This window comes from Parcubacteria group bacterium, from assembly GCA_041660065.1.
GTDB lineage: Bacteria > Patescibacteriota > Minisyncoccia > Moranbacterales.
Genome location: JBAZXC010000007.1, coordinates 30,608 through 46,976 on the forward strand (window position 1 = coordinate 30,608; position 16,369 = coordinate 46,976).

Annotated in this window: 17 protein-coding genes; 16 read left to right on the forward strand and 1 reads right to left on the reverse strand. The window is 41.7% G+C overall.

Annotation, left to right across the window (positions count from 1 at the left end; genetic code table 11):
• Positions 1 to 6 precede the first annotated feature (6 nt).
• The 11 genes from WC819_06110 to rpsI all read left to right on the forward strand — a co-directional run bounded on the left by WC819_06110 (position 7) and on the right by rpsI (position 7,693).
• The gene (locus tag WC819_06110; protein ID MFA5986890.1) at positions 7 to 1,269 is read left to right on the forward strand and encodes a cell division FtsA domain-containing protein; all 1,263 of its coding nucleotides are present in this window, start codon (positions 7 to 9) and stop codon (positions 1,267 to 1,269) included.
• 11 nt (positions 1,270 to 1,280) lie between these two features.
• Positions 1,281 to 3,425, forward strand: a complete 2,145-nt coding sequence (locus tag WC819_06115) for a hypothetical protein (GenBank protein ID MFA5986891.1) — start codon at positions 1,281 to 1,283, stop codon at positions 3,423 to 3,425.
• Positions 3,426 to 3,619: 194 nt separating this feature from the next.
• Positions 3,620 to 3,835 (forward strand): translation initiation factor IF-1, encoded by a 216-nt coding sequence (gene infA / locus WC819_06120; GenBank protein MFA5986892.1) that lies wholly within the window; start codon positions 3,620 to 3,622, stop codon positions 3,833 to 3,835.
• Between the two features lie 20 nt (positions 3,836 to 3,855).
• A complete protein-coding gene (rpmJ, locus tag WC819_06125; GenBank protein ID MFA5986893.1) occupies positions 3,856 to 3,969 on the forward strand; it encodes a 50S ribosomal protein L36 in 114 nt (37 codons plus the stop codon).
• 20 nt (positions 3,970 to 3,989) lie between these two features.
• Entirely contained in the window at positions 3,990 to 4,379 is a 390-nt protein-coding gene (gene rpsM, locus WC819_06130; protein ID MFA5986894.1) for a 30S ribosomal protein S13, read from the forward strand.
• Positions 4,380 to 4,452: 73 nt separating this feature from the next.
• Positions 4,453 to 4,935, forward strand: a complete 483-nt coding sequence (gene rpsK, locus WC819_06135; protein MFA5986895.1) for a 30S ribosomal protein S11 — start codon at positions 4,453 to 4,455, stop codon at positions 4,933 to 4,935.
• Between the two features lie 45 nt (positions 4,936 to 4,980).
• On the forward strand, positions 4,981 to 5,601 hold the full coding sequence (rpsD, locus tag WC819_06140) for a 30S ribosomal protein S4 (protein MFA5986896.1): 621 nt from the start codon (positions 4,981 to 4,983) through the stop codon (positions 5,599 to 5,601).
• Positions 5,602 to 5,638: 37 nt separating this feature from the next.
• Complete coding sequence (locus WC819_06145; protein ID MFA5986897.1) at positions 5,639 to 6,346, forward strand: DNA-directed RNA polymerase subunit alpha; 708 nt, start codon at positions 5,639 to 5,641, stop codon at positions 6,344 to 6,346.
• A gap of 19 nt (positions 6,347 to 6,365) precedes the next feature.
• Positions 6,366 to 6,791 carry a 50S ribosomal protein L17 gene (gene rplQ, locus WC819_06150; protein ID MFA5986898.1) on the forward strand — a complete coding sequence of 142 codons (426 nt, stop codon included), beginning with the start codon at positions 6,366 to 6,368 and terminating at the stop codon, positions 6,789 to 6,791.
• Positions 6,792 to 6,821: 30 nt separating this feature from the next.
• Positions 6,822 to 7,211, forward strand: coding sequence for a 50S ribosomal protein L13 (gene rplM, locus WC819_06155; protein MFA5986899.1), 390 nt, complete (start codon positions 6,822 to 6,824; stop codon positions 7,209 to 7,211).
• 32 nt (positions 7,212 to 7,243) lie between these two features.
• Positions 7,244 to 7,693, forward strand: a complete 450-nt coding sequence (gene rpsI, locus WC819_06160) for a 30S ribosomal protein S9 (GenBank protein MFA5986900.1) — start codon at positions 7,244 to 7,246, stop codon at positions 7,691 to 7,693.
• Positions 7,694 to 7,823: 130 nt separating this feature from the next.
• On the opposite strand, the gene WC819_06165 is transcribed toward rpsI, so the two are convergent.
• The gene (locus WC819_06165; GenBank protein MFA5986901.1) at positions 7,824 to 8,072 is read right to left on the reverse strand and encodes a hypothetical protein; all 249 of its coding nucleotides are present in this window, start codon (positions 8,070 to 8,072) and stop codon (positions 7,824 to 7,826) included.
• Positions 8,073 to 8,325: 253 nt separating this feature from the next.
• On the opposite strand from WC819_06165, the gene secG reads away from it, so the two are divergent.
• From secG to WC819_06190, 5 genes are all read left to right on the forward strand, one after another.
• Positions 8,326 to 8,541, forward strand: a complete 216-nt coding sequence (secG, locus tag WC819_06170; GenBank protein MFA5986902.1) for a preprotein translocase subunit SecG — start codon at positions 8,326 to 8,328, stop codon at positions 8,539 to 8,541.
• A 149-nt stretch (positions 8,542 to 8,690) separates the two neighbouring features.
• Positions 8,691 to 10,307, forward strand: coding sequence for a peptide ABC transporter substrate-binding protein (locus WC819_06175; GenBank protein ID MFA5986903.1), 1,617 nt, complete (start codon positions 8,691 to 8,693; stop codon positions 10,305 to 10,307).
• A 14-nt stretch (positions 10,308 to 10,321) separates the two neighbouring features.
• Positions 10,322 to 11,350, forward strand: coding sequence for a bifunctional phosphoglucose/phosphomannose isomerase (locus WC819_06180; GenBank protein MFA5986904.1), 1,029 nt, complete (start codon positions 10,322 to 10,324; stop codon positions 11,348 to 11,350).
• Positions 11,351 to 11,672: 322 nt separating this feature from the next.
• On the forward strand, positions 11,673 to 13,676 hold the full coding sequence (locus WC819_06185) for a ribonuclease J (protein MFA5986905.1): 2,004 nt from the start codon (positions 11,673 to 11,675) through the stop codon (positions 13,674 to 13,676).
• A 305-nt stretch (positions 13,677 to 13,981) separates the two neighbouring features.
• On the forward strand, positions 13,982 to 16,369 hold a 2,388-nt coding region (locus WC819_06190), incomplete at its 3' end, for a hypothetical protein (protein ID MFA5986906.1).

Below are 16,369 nucleotides of genomic sequence, written 5' to 3' on the forward strand. Positions count from 1 at the left end.
ATCTTCATGGGTTTATTTGGCAAAATCGCACAATTGAAAATGGATAAAAATTATTATCTCGCGCTGGATATCGGCACGGAGGTTGTAAAGGCGCTTGTTTTTACGTTGGATAAAAAAGAGAAAAAAGGTATCGTGATCGGTGTGGGACGAGAAAAACAAGATCGTGGCAACATGCAGAGTGGTGCAATTTCGGATATTGGCGGTGTGATCAAAACATGTCAAAAAGCGATCGATCAAGCCAAGAAAAAAGCAAACATAAAAGATGTGTCGCCGGCAGTTATGGGTGTTGCGGGAGAGTTGGTCAAAGGAACGACAACGACAGTACATTATGAACGTGCCAATCCATATGTGCGCATTGAATTGCCGGAGCTTAAAGAGATCATTCAGCGCGTGCAATGGAAAACGTTTGAGCGCATCAAAGAGCAGATGGAATGGGAAATTGGACGTTCTACGGATGTAAAATTGATCAATGCGGCAATTGTTGATGTGCGTATCGATGGTTATCGTGTGACAAACCCATTGAATTTTCAGGGCAAGAGTTTGTCAATCAGCGTATTCAATGCGTATGCACCGATGATGCATTTGGGGGCGGTTGATACGATTGCGGAGGAATTAGGCTTGGAATTGATCCGTGTGGCGGCAGAGCCATATGCTGTTTCCGCATCTGTCGGGTATGAGGACATTTTGGACTTCAATGGAATTTTTATTGATATTGGTGGGGGTACGACTGACATTGCCGTTGTGCGCAATGGCGGGTTGGAGGGGACAAAGATGTTTGCTTTGGGAGGACGTGCTTTTTCAAAACGGTTGGCACAAATGCTCCGTATACCTTATGAGGAGGCTGAGGTATTGAAGATGAAGTATGCGTATGGTAAACTGCCCCAGAACGTTTCTGAACAATTTGCGAGAATATTACTTCAAGATAGCAAAGTGTGGTTGGGTGGCGTGGAGTTGTCACTGATGGAATTCGCGGAAAAAGATCTGTTGCCGGCAAATATCTATCTGTGTGGGGGAGGCAGTGCGTTACCGGAAATCGGACAAGTGCTTCTGAGTGAAGAATGGGCAAAAAAATTGCCATTCACCAAAAAACCGCGCGTAAACTTTTTACAGCCAAAGGATGTGATCAATATAATCGATCAAACGGGGGAGTTGGATAATCCGCAAGATGTTACGCCGATGGCACTGGCAAATCTCGTTGTGGAAACATCCACAAAAGAAAAGGCGATTTCACAGATCCTTCAGCGCGCGATGCGCGATGTGCAGAAATAAACGACAAATTTATGCCTAATGATGTTGGACAGAAGAAAATTATCGTTGATGCTGACGAGGAGATCACAACCGTGATCGATCATCTTCGTTATGCACGTAGTAATAACATCGTACTGGTCGTGCCACAGCGAGCAGTAATTTTGCAAAGTGTGGTAAATTTGAAGCTCCTGGCGCAAGAAGCACAAAAAATGCACAAAAAAATTGTCATTGTTACACAAGATGAAGGGGGTATTACTTTTGCACAACGTGCGGGAATTGGTGCGCAACCATTTTCTGTGGAAGATGAGATCGCAGTTGCACAACAACCGCCAACGGTGAAATCACAGAGGAGTGATATATCGCAACATGTGCAGAATAGTGACATAAGAGAAAAGAGAAAGCAAAAAGGCATCGGCTCGGATGTTTTTTTTGCACGAGAGCCGTTCGTATCTGCTGATATCGGTGATACGCAAATGAAATATGAATCCGTGGAGAGGCGTGATAGCGGGCAACCGACGGTTATGAATTCCTCGCAACGAATTGTGCGTGCCGATACGCTCGCACAACAAAAAAATGGTGATCGCACACAAGATGAAGTCTACGGATATCCGGCACAAATGTCTGTAAAAAAAAGGAATAGCATCGACGAGCGGAGGGTTATGCACGACGGCAGAGGACAGACTGTTGCGCAACGTGATCGCATGTATACTACAGCGACACAAAAAAAACACATAGCACAAGAGCATAACACATTTACACAAAGTGATCATGATCGTCTTGATGATGAAATTGTGCAATATGAGCGCGCTTTGAAACAATCACGCGTGCAAATTGCCGCGTCACCACAGCTTGTTGCGCAAAAAAATAGTTATGCATCTGATGATACACAACAATATCATACGTCAAAACATAACCACCCAATGCAGATAAAAAGATCATTTTATGCTAAGGAAAAAATAGGTGGCTCGGATATGATCAATGTGTCCAGCCCTGCACGATATTTGGTGAAGAGTTTATTGTGGGGTGGTGTTATCCTTATCTTGATTATTATAATGGTGGTGATCTTGCCGAAGACATCGATCTCAGTTACGCCAAAAGATATTGTTATTGACGATACGGTAGAGGTTACTGCTCGTACGGATCAAATGGTATTTGACAGTGATCGTCGTATTGTCCCCGCGCGTATGATCGAACGGGATATCACATTTACAAAAAGTTTTAATGCAACAGGTAGCGGTGACGTGAGTGCACAGAAAGCGCAAGGAACGATTACTATTTACAATGCGTATGATGATCAGCCACAGCAACTTGTGGCAAGTACGAGGTTTTTGTCGTCGGATGGAATATTATTTCGTTTGGTAAAAACAACAACTGTGCCGGGTATGAAAGAAGGATCACCGGGTACGGTGGAAGCATTGGTTATGGCAGACAAGGCGGGGACGGAAGGCAATGTTGGTCCAACACGTTTTTCTATACCGGGGTTTAGCAGTGGTCCGAAAAAGGAAAAATTTTATGCGATAAGCGACCATGCGATGACAGGCGGTGGCACAGGAGGAAACGGTGTCGCATTGGTCAGTGAGGACGATATTGCTCGCGCACAAAAAGATATGGAGGCGGGGATGTCGCAGTATGTGCAAGAACAATTATCTACAATGATCCGTCCGGAAAGTGAAATATTATTACCAGAGGCGGTTATGTCGACCATTTCTCGATCAGAATCAAGTGTAAGTGCGAAAACAATGGGAGAGCAATTCATGTACGAAGTCGTTGCACACGTGCAAGCGATTGTCTTCGTACAGGAAGATGTGGTTGCCATTCTTGCAAAAAGTGTTTCCATACCGGAAGGTGTGGGCATAGAGGACATAAAAATGCAACTGTCGTTCAATGATGTAAAATTGGATCAAGAAAATAACATGATAAAATTTAGTGCACGTGGTAGTGCCACGATGGTTGCACATGTTTCTGCAAAAGATTTCAAAAATGACATTATTGGGAAAAAGCATGATGAGATATTACCGATCATCAAGGAAAAATATGCAAAGACCATTGAAAAGATCACGATCAAGAGCGTTGTGCCCGGCGCACCGCAGTTTTTGGCAGAAAGAATCTCACGTTTTGGCTTCATGACACAAATATCGATCGAACCGTCAGGGATGCAATCCGTGCAGGAAAAATGACAAAAATGAAATGCTCTTGACAATTTTTGGATGTTTGGTAGTATGGATACTACATGTTCGAGAAAATATTATACCAATAAGCACGAAGAGGTTTTCCAGTTGTATATAGTCACGATTTAGGAATGAGATTGTGCGGAATAATACCCTCTTGTTTTTTGTTGTTATAAATGTTTTTAGAATATATTACGTAAAATATGGCGAAAAAGGATACGATCAAGCTGGAAGGCATTATAATTGAAACATTGCCGAGTACCATGTTTCGTGTGAAGTTGGATAATGGACACGAAGTGTTGGCACATATATCGGGACGCATGCGTGTGCATTACATTCGCTTGCTTCCGGGAGATCGTGTTTTGGTGGAGATGAGTCCATACGACCTGTCAAAAGGTCGTATAACCCAGAGGTTGTAAATTTGTTAAGTTTGAAAAAGATGAAGGTTCGTGCATCAGCAAAAAAAATGTGCAAGCAGTGTAAAGTTGTCCGTCGTCGCGGACGCGTGTATGTTATTTGTGTCAACCCAAAACACAAACAACGACAAGGGTAATTTTTAGAGGTTTTTATATTATGATTCGTATCGCAGGCGTAAATATACCGGATGAAAAATGTATCGATGTGTCATTGACGTATGTTTTTGGCATTGGTATCGTTACGAGTAGAAAAATTCTTACAGAGCTTGGTATTGATCCAACAACCCGCACAAAAGATGTTTCTGAAAAAGACTCAAATCGATTGCGTGATGTGATCGAAAAACAGTACAGTGTAGAAGGAGAATTGCGTCATGAGAGAAAAATGAATATTCGCCGGCTTAAAGAGATCAATTGTTATCGCGGTACACGACATCAACGCGGATTGCCTGTGCGAGGACAACGGACAAAAACAAATAATCGTACAGTGCGTGGCAATAAGCGTGTGACGATGGGAAGCGGTCGTGCATCTTCGGCATCGAAAACATAAACGTGCTTACGCAGTATGCGTATAGTGATTTTTTATCAAAAACAAGGTTTTATATTTATATTATTACAGAGTCATGAGTGATGAAATGAAGACAACAAAAGATAAACGCCATGTCGCAGGAGCATCGACTACGAATGTTGCTACAGAAGCCGTCGCAGAGAAAGATGTTGTGCCAACTGTAGGCGGACGAAAAAAGAGTGGTGCGCGACAGATCCGTAAAGGACAGGCGCATGTGCAGTCCACATACAACAATACGATCATCACAGTTACGGACCTCAATGGTGCTGTGTTGGGATGGTCAAGTGCAGGATCACTGGGCTTCAAAGGTGCAAAAAAATCCACACCGTATGCAGCGTCGCAAATCGTCAATGCTGTTGTGGAAAAGATCCAAAAAAATAATATGAAAGAATTGCAGATCTTTGTCAAAGGTGTTGGCGGAGGTCGTGATGCGGCAATTCGTGCTTTTGCAGCAAAAGGTTTTGAGATCACACTGATCAAAGATCTTACGCCGGTAGCACACAATGGCAGTCGACGTCGCAAACCGCGTCGCGTGTAATGATATTTTTATAACATATATTTAATTTAAACAGTATACAAGGATATGGCCCGATATAGAGGATCAAAAGCAAAAATATGTCGTCGATTTGGTGAGAATATTTATGGATCAGAGAAATATGATCGTATTTTGGCGCGAAAAAACTATGCACCGGGAGTGCACGGAAAGAGTTTTTCTCGTAACAAAAGCGAATTTGGACGACAGCTTCTCATGAAGCAAAAGGCGAAGTATATCTATGGTATATTGGAAAAACAATTTCGCAAACACTATGAAGATGTCAAAAACCGTCCAGGTGTGACTGGTGAATTGCTACTTGCACGTTTGGAACAACGATTGGATAATGTGGTGTATCGTCTTGGTTTTGCAAATACACGACCGCAGGCGCGACAAATTGTCAATCATGCGATGATCTGTGTAAACGGAAAGAAAGTATCAATTCCATCCTATGAAGTGAAGGTTGGTGATGAGATCACAATCAATCCGACAAAAAAAGACAACGGATATTTCAAAAATCAAGAACAATATATTACAAACAAGAAAAACGTTTCACGATGGCTCTCATTGGATGCAAAGAAGGCAGTGGGAAAGGTTGTTGCATTGCCAAAGAAAGATGATTTTGATGCAAATATCAATGTGCAGGTGATCGTTGAGTTTTATTCCAAATAATTTTTTTACCTTTTTATTAATTTGCTAAAAAAAAGATATGTCAATCATTTCAGTACCACAAGCATCACAATATACTGAAGGAAAAAACAATACGGGAACAATAGAAATTCCCGCATGTTTTCCTGGGTATGGCACGACGCTTGGCAATGCAATCAGACGCGTTCTCCTGTCTTCTATCGAGGGTGCAGCGATTACTTCCATAAAGATCAAGGGTGTATCGCACGAATTTTCGGCGATTGATGGTGTATTGGAAGATGTCGTCCAGATCATTTTGAATCTCAAACACGTGCGCTTTCATATGCATGGCGATGAAAAAATGACCGCAACAATAAAGGCGAAGGGAGAATGTTCTGTGACTGCGGCGGATATTGAAACATCTTCGGGACTTGAAGTGGTGGATGGCACACAGCATATTGCAACACTAACAGACAAAAAAGCGAGTCTTGAAATAGAGCTTGCAGTTGAAAAGGGTATCGGGTATGTACCATCGGATCAGCATAGCGCTGATGAACGAGAAGTAGGTGCCATTATGATCGATGCTGTATATACACCGGTAAAACGGGTAAATTACAATGTGGAGAATATGCGTGTCGGAAAAAGAACGGATTATGAAAAAGTGACGCTGGAAATTGTAACAGATGGAAGTATTACACCACAAGAAGCCTTTGATCATGCCGTTGATATTCTCGTGGAACAGTTTAGCGTTTTATCGTCCGGCAATACGCAGGCGGTGATCGAAGAATAAATAGGTTAATTATAGAGTCATGAAACACCGAAAAACCGGAAGACAATTTGGACGCGTGCGTTCGCAAAGAAAAGCTCTTATGCATTCACTTTTGAGTAGTTTATTGATCCATGGGCGGATAGAAACGACAGAGGCAAAGGCAAAAGAAACAAAAGATGCTATTGATAAGATTATCACAAAAGCAAAGCGTGCTGTGGATTCGCGTATGGAGATTACACGTAAATTAAGCGGCAGCATTTCGCAAGAGGCGATCGTAGCTCTCATGGGTCATATGGAAAAATTTGACGCGCGTGTGAGCGGATATGCACGAGTCATCAAACTTGCGCCACGCAAAAGCGATAGTGCACATGTGGCAGTGATCGAATTGGTTGATTTGACTAAAAAAACAGCAAAAAAGAAAGAAACAGTCACGGAGAAAAAGCAAGTAAAAGAAAGTGCAAAGTAAATCGTATTTTTTAAAGATTGAATCAAAAACATGGAACGGCAATATCATCTATTTGACGCAAATAACAAAGTGCTGGGGCGATTATCAACAAAAATTGCGCGCGTTTTGATGGGCAAGGACAAAGTGGATTATGCTCCACACATCGACGGTGGAGATGCTGTCGTTGTGATCAATGCGCAGAACGTTGCATTGACAGGCAATAAGGAAAAGAAGAAAGTATATTTTGATTTCAGCGGGTATGCTGGTGGTATTACAGAAAAGACAGCGGGAGAACTGCGAGAAAAAAATGCCACAGAGATCATTCGACGATCTGTTTTTGGGATGTTGCCAAAAAATAAATTGGGGAGTCAGATGCAAAAGAGGCTTTTTATTTATAACGATGGCGAATACGCAGAAAAAATTGATGTGACACATGCGTAGTAAAGAAACGTAATTTTTCGAAATAATATTTTATGGTGACGAAGAAACAAGAAAAAGAGGCAAAAAACACGTTTTTTGATGGTGTATATCATTTTGCCGTTGGCCGTAGAAAAGCTGCAGTTGCACAGGTGCGCGTATATTGCGATAAAGTGGGTGTTGATAACGCCGGTTTGGTGGTGAATGGCAAAGTTTTCGATCGATACTTCATGACAAATACACAAAAAGAATCATTTCTTGGTGCATTAAAAGTTACCGGCTTGTATGAAAAGTGCTCTGTCTCTGTTGTTGTAAAAGGTGGCGGTTTATCGGGTCAGGCGGATGCGGCACGCCTAGGGATTGCACGTGCTTTGGTAAAATATGATGATGCGCTGCGGTCCGTATTGCGTGCACAAGGATTTTTGACACGTGACGCACGTGTAGTTGAACGTAAAAAACCGGGACTTCGCAAGGCACGACGTGCTCCTCAGTGGGCAAAACGTTAGTTTTGATAACGTGGAAAAGGTATTCCACATTTGCAAGAGCAGGTTTGCAACCTGCTTCTTTTGTTTTTTGACTGTAAATAAAAAAGGAGAAGAGCATTCTCCTTTTTAATGATGTGGCTTTGCCACTTCTTTATGGATTTATCCATGTTTTGTACATGTCCAGTATGATGACGCTGTCCATGCATTTGCCGAGTGTTGTATTGATAGAATCTATGCACTCATTGCAAATGCAGGGAGAGGGGACTGAAACCGAAAGTAGGACACTTACGCCGTTGTGGACGAATTGTTGCACATCTTCATGTACATGCGGTTTTTGAGAACGTGTGACAATTCTTTCGACAGCATCTTCATTTTTTCCGCAAAATGAACAGGTAAGCATATAGGATCTCCTTTTTTGGAAGTATTTTTTAAGGTATGCCACCGTATGATAATGATATATTCATAGCATATTTTGTAGAATATGTAAAGGTATAGATTTTCAAAATTATCGCAAATTTACGCATAGAGTGTTTATTTTTGGACAAATACGGCACAATAGAGGGTTGAATATTCAGTGCGTAATCGCGACAAATATCTTTGACTTTTTTTTGTTCCTGTAGTAGCATGGGATAAGAATTATTTAAGTATATTTCATGAATGCATTGTTGATCATACAGGTCATAATTTCCGTTTTGCTCATTGTTGCAATCCTTATGCAAAATAAGGGGGAGGGATTGGGTGTGGTTGCCGGTGATTTTAGCGGTTCTTATCATACAAAAAGAGGTTTTGAAAAATTCTTGGTTCGCTCAACGGTTGTTCTGGCAGTAGCGTTTCTGGGCATTGCATTGCTTTCCGGCATGATCGGGTAGTGAATAATGTCTGCATTGGGCAGTGGTGTTTTAATGTGTAATATCCGTTTATAAAATACTTTTCTTTTGTCACAATTCTGTCGCCGCGATATTTGTTTCATCTCACAAGGAGTTTTTCCCTGAGAAACAAAATCATCATTGTTTTCTTGATGGCGATAATTATCGGAAGTGTCATATGGTGGGGCATCTCGCTATATCGCTATTTTACTGTACCCGTGCCGACGTATGGCGGACAGTATATTGAGGCTTTTGTTGGTCAACCGCGGTATATCAATCCTCTTCTTGCACATTCTTCCTCGACGGATAGAAGTTTGTCACAGTTGATTTTTAGTCGGTTGTTTGATTATAATGAAGATGGTATTTTACAACCGGATCTTGTTGAGCGTTTTGATGTCAGTGATGATGCAAGGGAATATACGATTTACCTTAAAAAAAACGTACAGTGGCATGATCATCAGCCGTTTACGGCGGATGATGTCATATATACCACAAGTGTCGCACAGGATATTGCATACGGAGCTGTCGGTGTCAGTAATGAGACCCGTCTCTTGTGGCAAAATGTGGATGTGGAGAAGGTTGATGATTTCACGGTAAAATTTGTTCTCTCTGAACCAAATAGCATGTTCTTACATAATTTAAATATAGGCATATTGCCAAAACATATCTGGGAAAATATCAGTCCGGAGCAGTTTCAATTGTCGGAATTCAATCAAAAACCGATCGGAACAGGTCCGTATGAATTTGTTGATTATGATGTTGATGATAACGGTATATCCTCATATATTCTTCGTGCAAATAAGTCATATTATGACGGTGAGCCATATATTACGAGATTCACGGTCAATTTTTATGCAACGCGCGATGAAGCTGTCATCGCGTATCATGACGGGAAAGTATCTGGCATTATCGTTGACAAAAAAGAGCATGTTGATTTTTTGCAAAGTAATGCAAAAAAAGAGTCGATCGAACTCCCGCACTATTTTGCAGTATTTTTTAATCAAACGAAGAGTGTGCCTCTGGCATATGATGAGGTGCGTGAAGCATTGTCGCGCGCAACTGATCGCGAGGTGATCATTGGAGATGTTTTCGGTGAGGACGCTGATATGCGGCGATCACCTTTTGCGGAGGGCGTTGTCGGATACAATGCGGATAAACAGCAAACGGGATTTGATCGTGAGGGAGCAAATGTTCTTTTGGAAGAAAAGGGATGGAAAAAGGGTGATGATGGCATTCGCGCAAAAGACGGCACCCGCTTGAGCATCACAGTACATATTAGTGCAAATCAGCCGCAGTCATCTCTTACAGCGGAATTATTGAAAGAACAGTGGCGGGAAGTTGGTGCAGAGGTGAATATTCAAGAACACGAAAAAGATGATCTCGAAAAAAATATTATACAACCACGAGATTATGATGCGATTCTATATGCACATCAGATGCGCTTTGAACCGGATCTATTGCCATTGTGGCATTCACGGGAAAAAAATGATCCCGGAATGAACTACGCACTTTTTTCGGATAAAAATATGGACGAAGCATTGGATAATTTTGCAAAAACAAAAGATATCAATGAGCAAAATTCACATTACACAGCGGAACAGGAGGCATTGCAAAAAGAAGTGCCGGCAGTGTTTCTTTTTGCGCCACGTATTTCTTTTATGCACAGTGACAAGATCAAGGGGGTCAACGTGCACAAGGTCAACGTGTCGTATGATCGGTATACAAATGTACATAAATGGTTTGTGAAAGAAAAACGTATAAAAAAATAAATTTTTAAAAAGTTATGCAAAAGAACAAAAATGTCGATCGCAGTAATTTACGACGTGTGATCTTATCAAGTGCGGATCAATTCGCAGAAGGGTTTGCCTTGGGGAAGGGCGTTGTCATTAAGAATGATTTTTCCGCAGTGATGATTTCCGGCATGGGCGGAAGTGCATGGCCGGCGAATGTTTTGCGTATTTATATCAACAGCCTTTTCAATCGTCACAAGGAATACAAGCGGTTGGCTGTTTATCAAAATCGATTTTATAAATTGCCACCAGAGGCATATAATGATTGCTTGAATATCATCTGTTCACACTCCGGAAACACAGAGGAAACAATTGCATCTTTTGGGGAAGTGCTAAAGAATAAATTGCCGTGCATTGGCATCTCTGCAGGAGGGACGCTGGAGAAAATGTGTAAAAAGCATGGTGTGCCACACATCAAATTACCGATGCCGTATGCCGATTTCCAGCCACGGATGGCGACGGGGTATTTTATTTCAGTGCTTGTGCAATTGCTTGTCAATGCGGGAAAATTGCCCAAAGAAGCAGTGTTGGTTGATACGGCGGTGCAAAAACTGCATGATGAGATCGTGAAAATTGAGCAAAATGGAAAAAAAATTGCCAAGCGTCTGGTGGGAAAGACACCTGTTATATATGCGTCGACAAAGTTCAAAGCGTTGGCAATGATCTGGAAGATCAAGATCAATGAAAACAGCAAGGTGCCGGCTTTTTGGAATTATTTTCCGGAATTGAATCACAATGAGTTTGTCGGATTTACAAATCCACAGGCACAATTTTATATACTCATGCTACGTGATAAGAAAGATCATCCGCGCAATCTGTTGCGATATGATGTGACGGCGCGATTTTTGAAAAAAAAAGGTGTAAAGTCGGAGATTATTGATATTCCCGAAGGGGACACTTTGTATCGTATTTTCGCGACAATTGCATTGGGAGATTGGATCTCGTACTATCTCGCTTTGGCATATGGGCAGGATCCTACGCCGGTAGATATGGTAGAAGATCTGAAAAAAGCCTTGGGCTGATATTCGCTGTCTAAACATTTTGAAAACAGGTATGGTACGCGAGGGATAGTCATGGTACTTGCATTTATTTGCAAAACGTGCTATAATGAAAGACTGAATTACTACTTGCCGATCATGTTAAGAGTTAACGCATGATCGATAAAAAGCGATCTTTCTTTGTGTGCAGAAATGGGACTTTTTATTATACACACGTACAGTTACTGTAGTTTTTTGGTTTTGTAACCAATGAAAATAATAATCTATTACAATAATAATCAATTCTGCGATGTGAAACACACATATGGTTCGTGATCATGTCAAGGAAACTTTATAAAAAATTTATATGATGAACAATGAACAAGGGGGTCAAGGACAAAAAGAAAACCCTCATCAAAAAAGTAGCGCGCGCAGACAAGCGAGCGTTGGCCATGCTGTGGTAAATCGTACAGCGCAAAAAAATGTAGAAAAAGTGCGTACCTCTTCCGCAAAGAAGAAAGGTACATACAAGAAAACACAATTTAAAAAGACTGCAGAGCAGAACAATGATAAAACTCCTGTGAAAAAGCAGAAGAAAAAACGGATGAATCGTATGCAGGGAGGACCAAAAACAAATGCAGAGAGAATTGTGTCGTCGACACAAAATAATGGAGAAAGAAAGAACACGCATGTCCCAAAAATCGAAAATGACACATTACGCATCATTCCACTTGGTGGACAGGAAGAAGTGGGTCGCAACATGGTGGTGTTTGAATATGGGAAAGATATCGTGATCGTGGATATGGGCATGCAATTTCCGGAGGAGGATATGCCGGGCGTGGATTATATCGTACCAAACGCTAATTATCTCAAGGGGAAAGAACGCAATATTCGTGGCGTGATCTTTACACATGGTCATTTGGATCATATCGGTGCTGCACCGATCGTACTCAAACAATTGGGATACCCGCCGGTGATCGCACGCGATCTCACCTTGGCACTTATCAAGAAAAAAATGGAAGATTATGATCCGGGATCTGCGGAAAAGGTCCGTACGATCAGTGTAAAAAACATCGATCGAAAAATTCGTCTTGGAGAATTTGTGGCAAATTTCTTTGAAGTGGAGCACTCGATCATGGATTCGATGGGCGTTGCTCTTGTGACGCCTGTGGGTACGCCGATCCATTTGGGTGATTGGACGATCAGTCATGATCCTGTTGAAGGAGGGATTATTTCATATGAGCAATTGAGCAAATTTCCTGAACCGCGTATTTTGATGCTGGAGAGTCTGGGTTCGATCAAAACAGAATCACACAGTGAGAAGATCGTGCAGGGTAATTTGGAACAGCTTGTGCGCGAGTCAAAGGGTCGCATGATCATTGGTACATTTGCATCACAGATCAAGAGGATCAAATTATTATTGCAATATGCGGAAAAAATTGGTCGCAAGGTGGCATTGGATGGGTATTCTATGCGTACAAATGTTGAAGTGGCACAGCAACTGGGCTATCTCAAAGTGCACAAGGATCTCCTTATCCCGATCAATGAGATCGAGCGTTATCCCGACCATAAAGTGATCGTTCTGTGTACGGGCGCACAAGGAGAGCACAATGCTGTCTTGAATCGAATCGTTACCGGAAATCATCGATTTATCAAATTGAAAAAATCAGATACGATCGTGTTTTCATCGTCGATCATTCCCGGCAATGAACGATCTATTCAGCGACTCAAGGATAATCTCTATCGGAAATGTGATCATGTGATCCATTCTGACATTATGGATATTCACATGGGCGGTCATGCGACAGCAAAAGACATTCAATCTGTGATCAAAATGGTCAAACCGCAATATTTTATTCCGATCTATGCAAATTATTTTATGCTCAAAGAAGCGGCAAATCGTGCTGTGGAAGTAGGATTCTCTGAAAAAAGGATCGCGATTCTTGATAATGGAAGTATCATTGAGTTTAGCAAGAAGGGGTCACGGATCCGTAAGGAAAAGGCTGATGCAAGTTACATCTTTATCGATGGACTGGGTGTCGGTGATATCGGGCATGTTGTGTTGCGTGATCGACAGATGCTTTCTGAGGATGGTATGTATGTGATCACGGTGCTGGTGGATAGCAAGACAAAAGAAGTGGTAGGTAATATGCAGATCACATCGCGTGGATTCATCTATGTAAAAGATAACTTTGATCTCGTAAATGAAACCAAAGTGCATGTCAAAAAGGTGATCCAAAAATCCACAAGCAAAGACACAAAAATGGATTGGCGACAGGTGGAAAATGAGATTCGCGATCGTGTCGGTGAATACCTCTTTCAAAAAACACAGCGCCGTCCAATGGTGTTGCCTGTAGTGATCGAGGTGTAGGTTTAGATGAATAGACATCTAGACCAGTAGACAAATTAGACAAGTAGATTTGCTGATAAAATATACTCCACGCCCATGTTGCGTGGAGTATATTTTTTTATACAAATATTGTGCTGTGTGGTATAATAAAAACAACAATTAGAGGCAATGATCTGCACATAGCATAAATGATTGTTTGCTCATGATGTGTGTGGAGTCGAATGGCAAAACTGGCGCAAGACCAAAGAGATTTTTTTTCGAAGAAAATAAAAATAAACCTAGTTAAATAGTTGCAAAACAAATTTAACGGGATAAAAAATAAAAATATGAATAAAAAATATAAAAGACTTCTTACAGTTATCGCAATTCTTGTTGTGGTTGGAGGCATCTATTATACAATACGCACTGTACAAAGTGCTGATTACACATTTATACAAACAGACTGGAGTGGAGGACAGTCTGGTGATGTTGCTGTGCATGAGACTAATCGTGTGGGATGGACAAAATATAGTACAAAAAATGGTAACCTCATATCCGGCAGTGAGCTAAGTTCTGCTGATGTTTCTGCAATAATAGAAAAAACAAGCGACTTGGATTTCAGTTCAGGTGCTTTTTCTGGTGTGGCGATTTATGGGTCGGGCACGGATGCCAATTTACAATTACAACAGGAGATCTCAATTGATGGAGGTACTGGATCCGATGGTAGCTATGCTTGTACAACGGGTACGTGTGTCCTAACGGCAAATACATACAACTATACAACATTTGATATTTCTGCCGGAGCCATAGTAAAAGTGATCGGCTCAAATGCTTTGGTAATTAAGGCTACCGGAGATGTTACTATTGATGGTGTTTTGGATCTCGCGGGAGGCAATGAAGTTTATGCGTGTGGACAATTTTGGTGTGGCGGAGGTGGAGGCGGTGGCAATGGTGGCACATACAATCGTGCTGGAGGGGCATCATTGACTGGAGGCGGGGCGGGAGGCGCTATCAAACAGGGCGGAAAATCCGCAGGAGGTGGCGGTGGAGGTGGCACAACATCTGGAAGCCTTGGCGGAGGCGGAGGCGGGACGGTATATATTAATTCAAATCAAAATATTGTCATATCTAATACAGGCACGCTTACTGCCAAGGGAGGCTCATCTAATGGAGGGGTTTTTGGTAAAATGGGTGGCAATGGAGCTGGGGGAAAAATTGTTTTAACAAGTGCGACAATAACTAATAATGGATTAATTGATGCAACGAGCCCTAATAATGGGTATCCTCAAGGTGAATTTGGCATCATTACGTTGATATACAATGCATTTTCTGGCACGATTCCAAGTGGCAGTACTTCTCCAGGTTTGTCAACGGCATATCCAAGTGTAGGTACATATGTCTCTGATGTTCTTGATACAAATCAAAATCCGCAATTTACAGAACTTGCATATAATACAACATTAAATGGTCAAGCGATCACAATAGATGTGCGTGCAGGTAACACAATAATGCCGGACGAAACATGGACGGTTTGGCAGACTAATATTGTAAACGGAGGGGATATCAGTGCGTTTTCTGGTAATCGGTATATACAATATCGTGTGAATTTTTCTACAACAGATACTGTCGTGACGCCAATCTTACATGATATTACATTTAATTATCATTACATTCCATCTATCCAAGAGCTTACCTCAAATATATTTAATACTCAATCAAATCGCATTACTGTCACTGATCTTCAATGGACTGAGGTTTTTTCACAAAATACGGATATTGCATTCCAAATTCGTACATCGCCAAACGGTGTGAGCTGGAGCAATTGGTGTGGACCAGATGATGGCGTGAGTGGATTATGCAATTCAATCACATATTTTACTGATCCTATGGGTGGTGAAATGATTGATGACACACAAAGAGATCAATCAAATGATCAATATGTGCAATACAAAGTATCTCTCAGTTCTATGGATGGGCAAAATACCCCAATACTTTCTGACGTTTCCATTTCATATGCGGCAATCGATATGCCAGGAGCAACTACACAACAAGTAACTGATATTTCACAAGATCAAGTGACTGCACATGCCACAGTCATATCAACTGGTAATGAAAATCCAACGCGAGCAATTCAATATACAACTACAAGCAACAACTACACGGGCGCACAAGAATGTTCTGCAGGTACAGGCAGTATTGGCGCATATAGTTGCCAGATAACAAATCTCACATCAAACACAACTTACTACGTAAGGGCGAAAGCAACAAACTCAGCGGGAACTATTTATGGGGACGAGCTTTCATTCACCACATTGCAAGAAGAGATCATAATTCAAGATCCGGATACAGATAAAATATCGGATGCAGTCACAGACGGCTACATCACCATAGACAACGGCTCCATCACCGATACCGCACAAGCAACCACAACAGTAAACGTCACAGTACAAGATGGCACCTTTCAAATGGAGCTCCCACAAAACACTCAAATCACCGGTGACGGCAGTTTCAATTTCCAACAATTCACAGCACAAAACGTTACACAAGCAGTGCGAGATGAACAACCCACCAGCAGAGTAGCTATAGACGTAGGCGTCCCAGGAGAATCTCTCAACTTCTCAGAAGACATCACCCTCCAGATCTACGTCGGCACAGCATTCAACACCATGGAAATGGCCATCCTCTACCAAAACGACGGAGATCCCACATGGTACACCCACACAACCCCCACATGC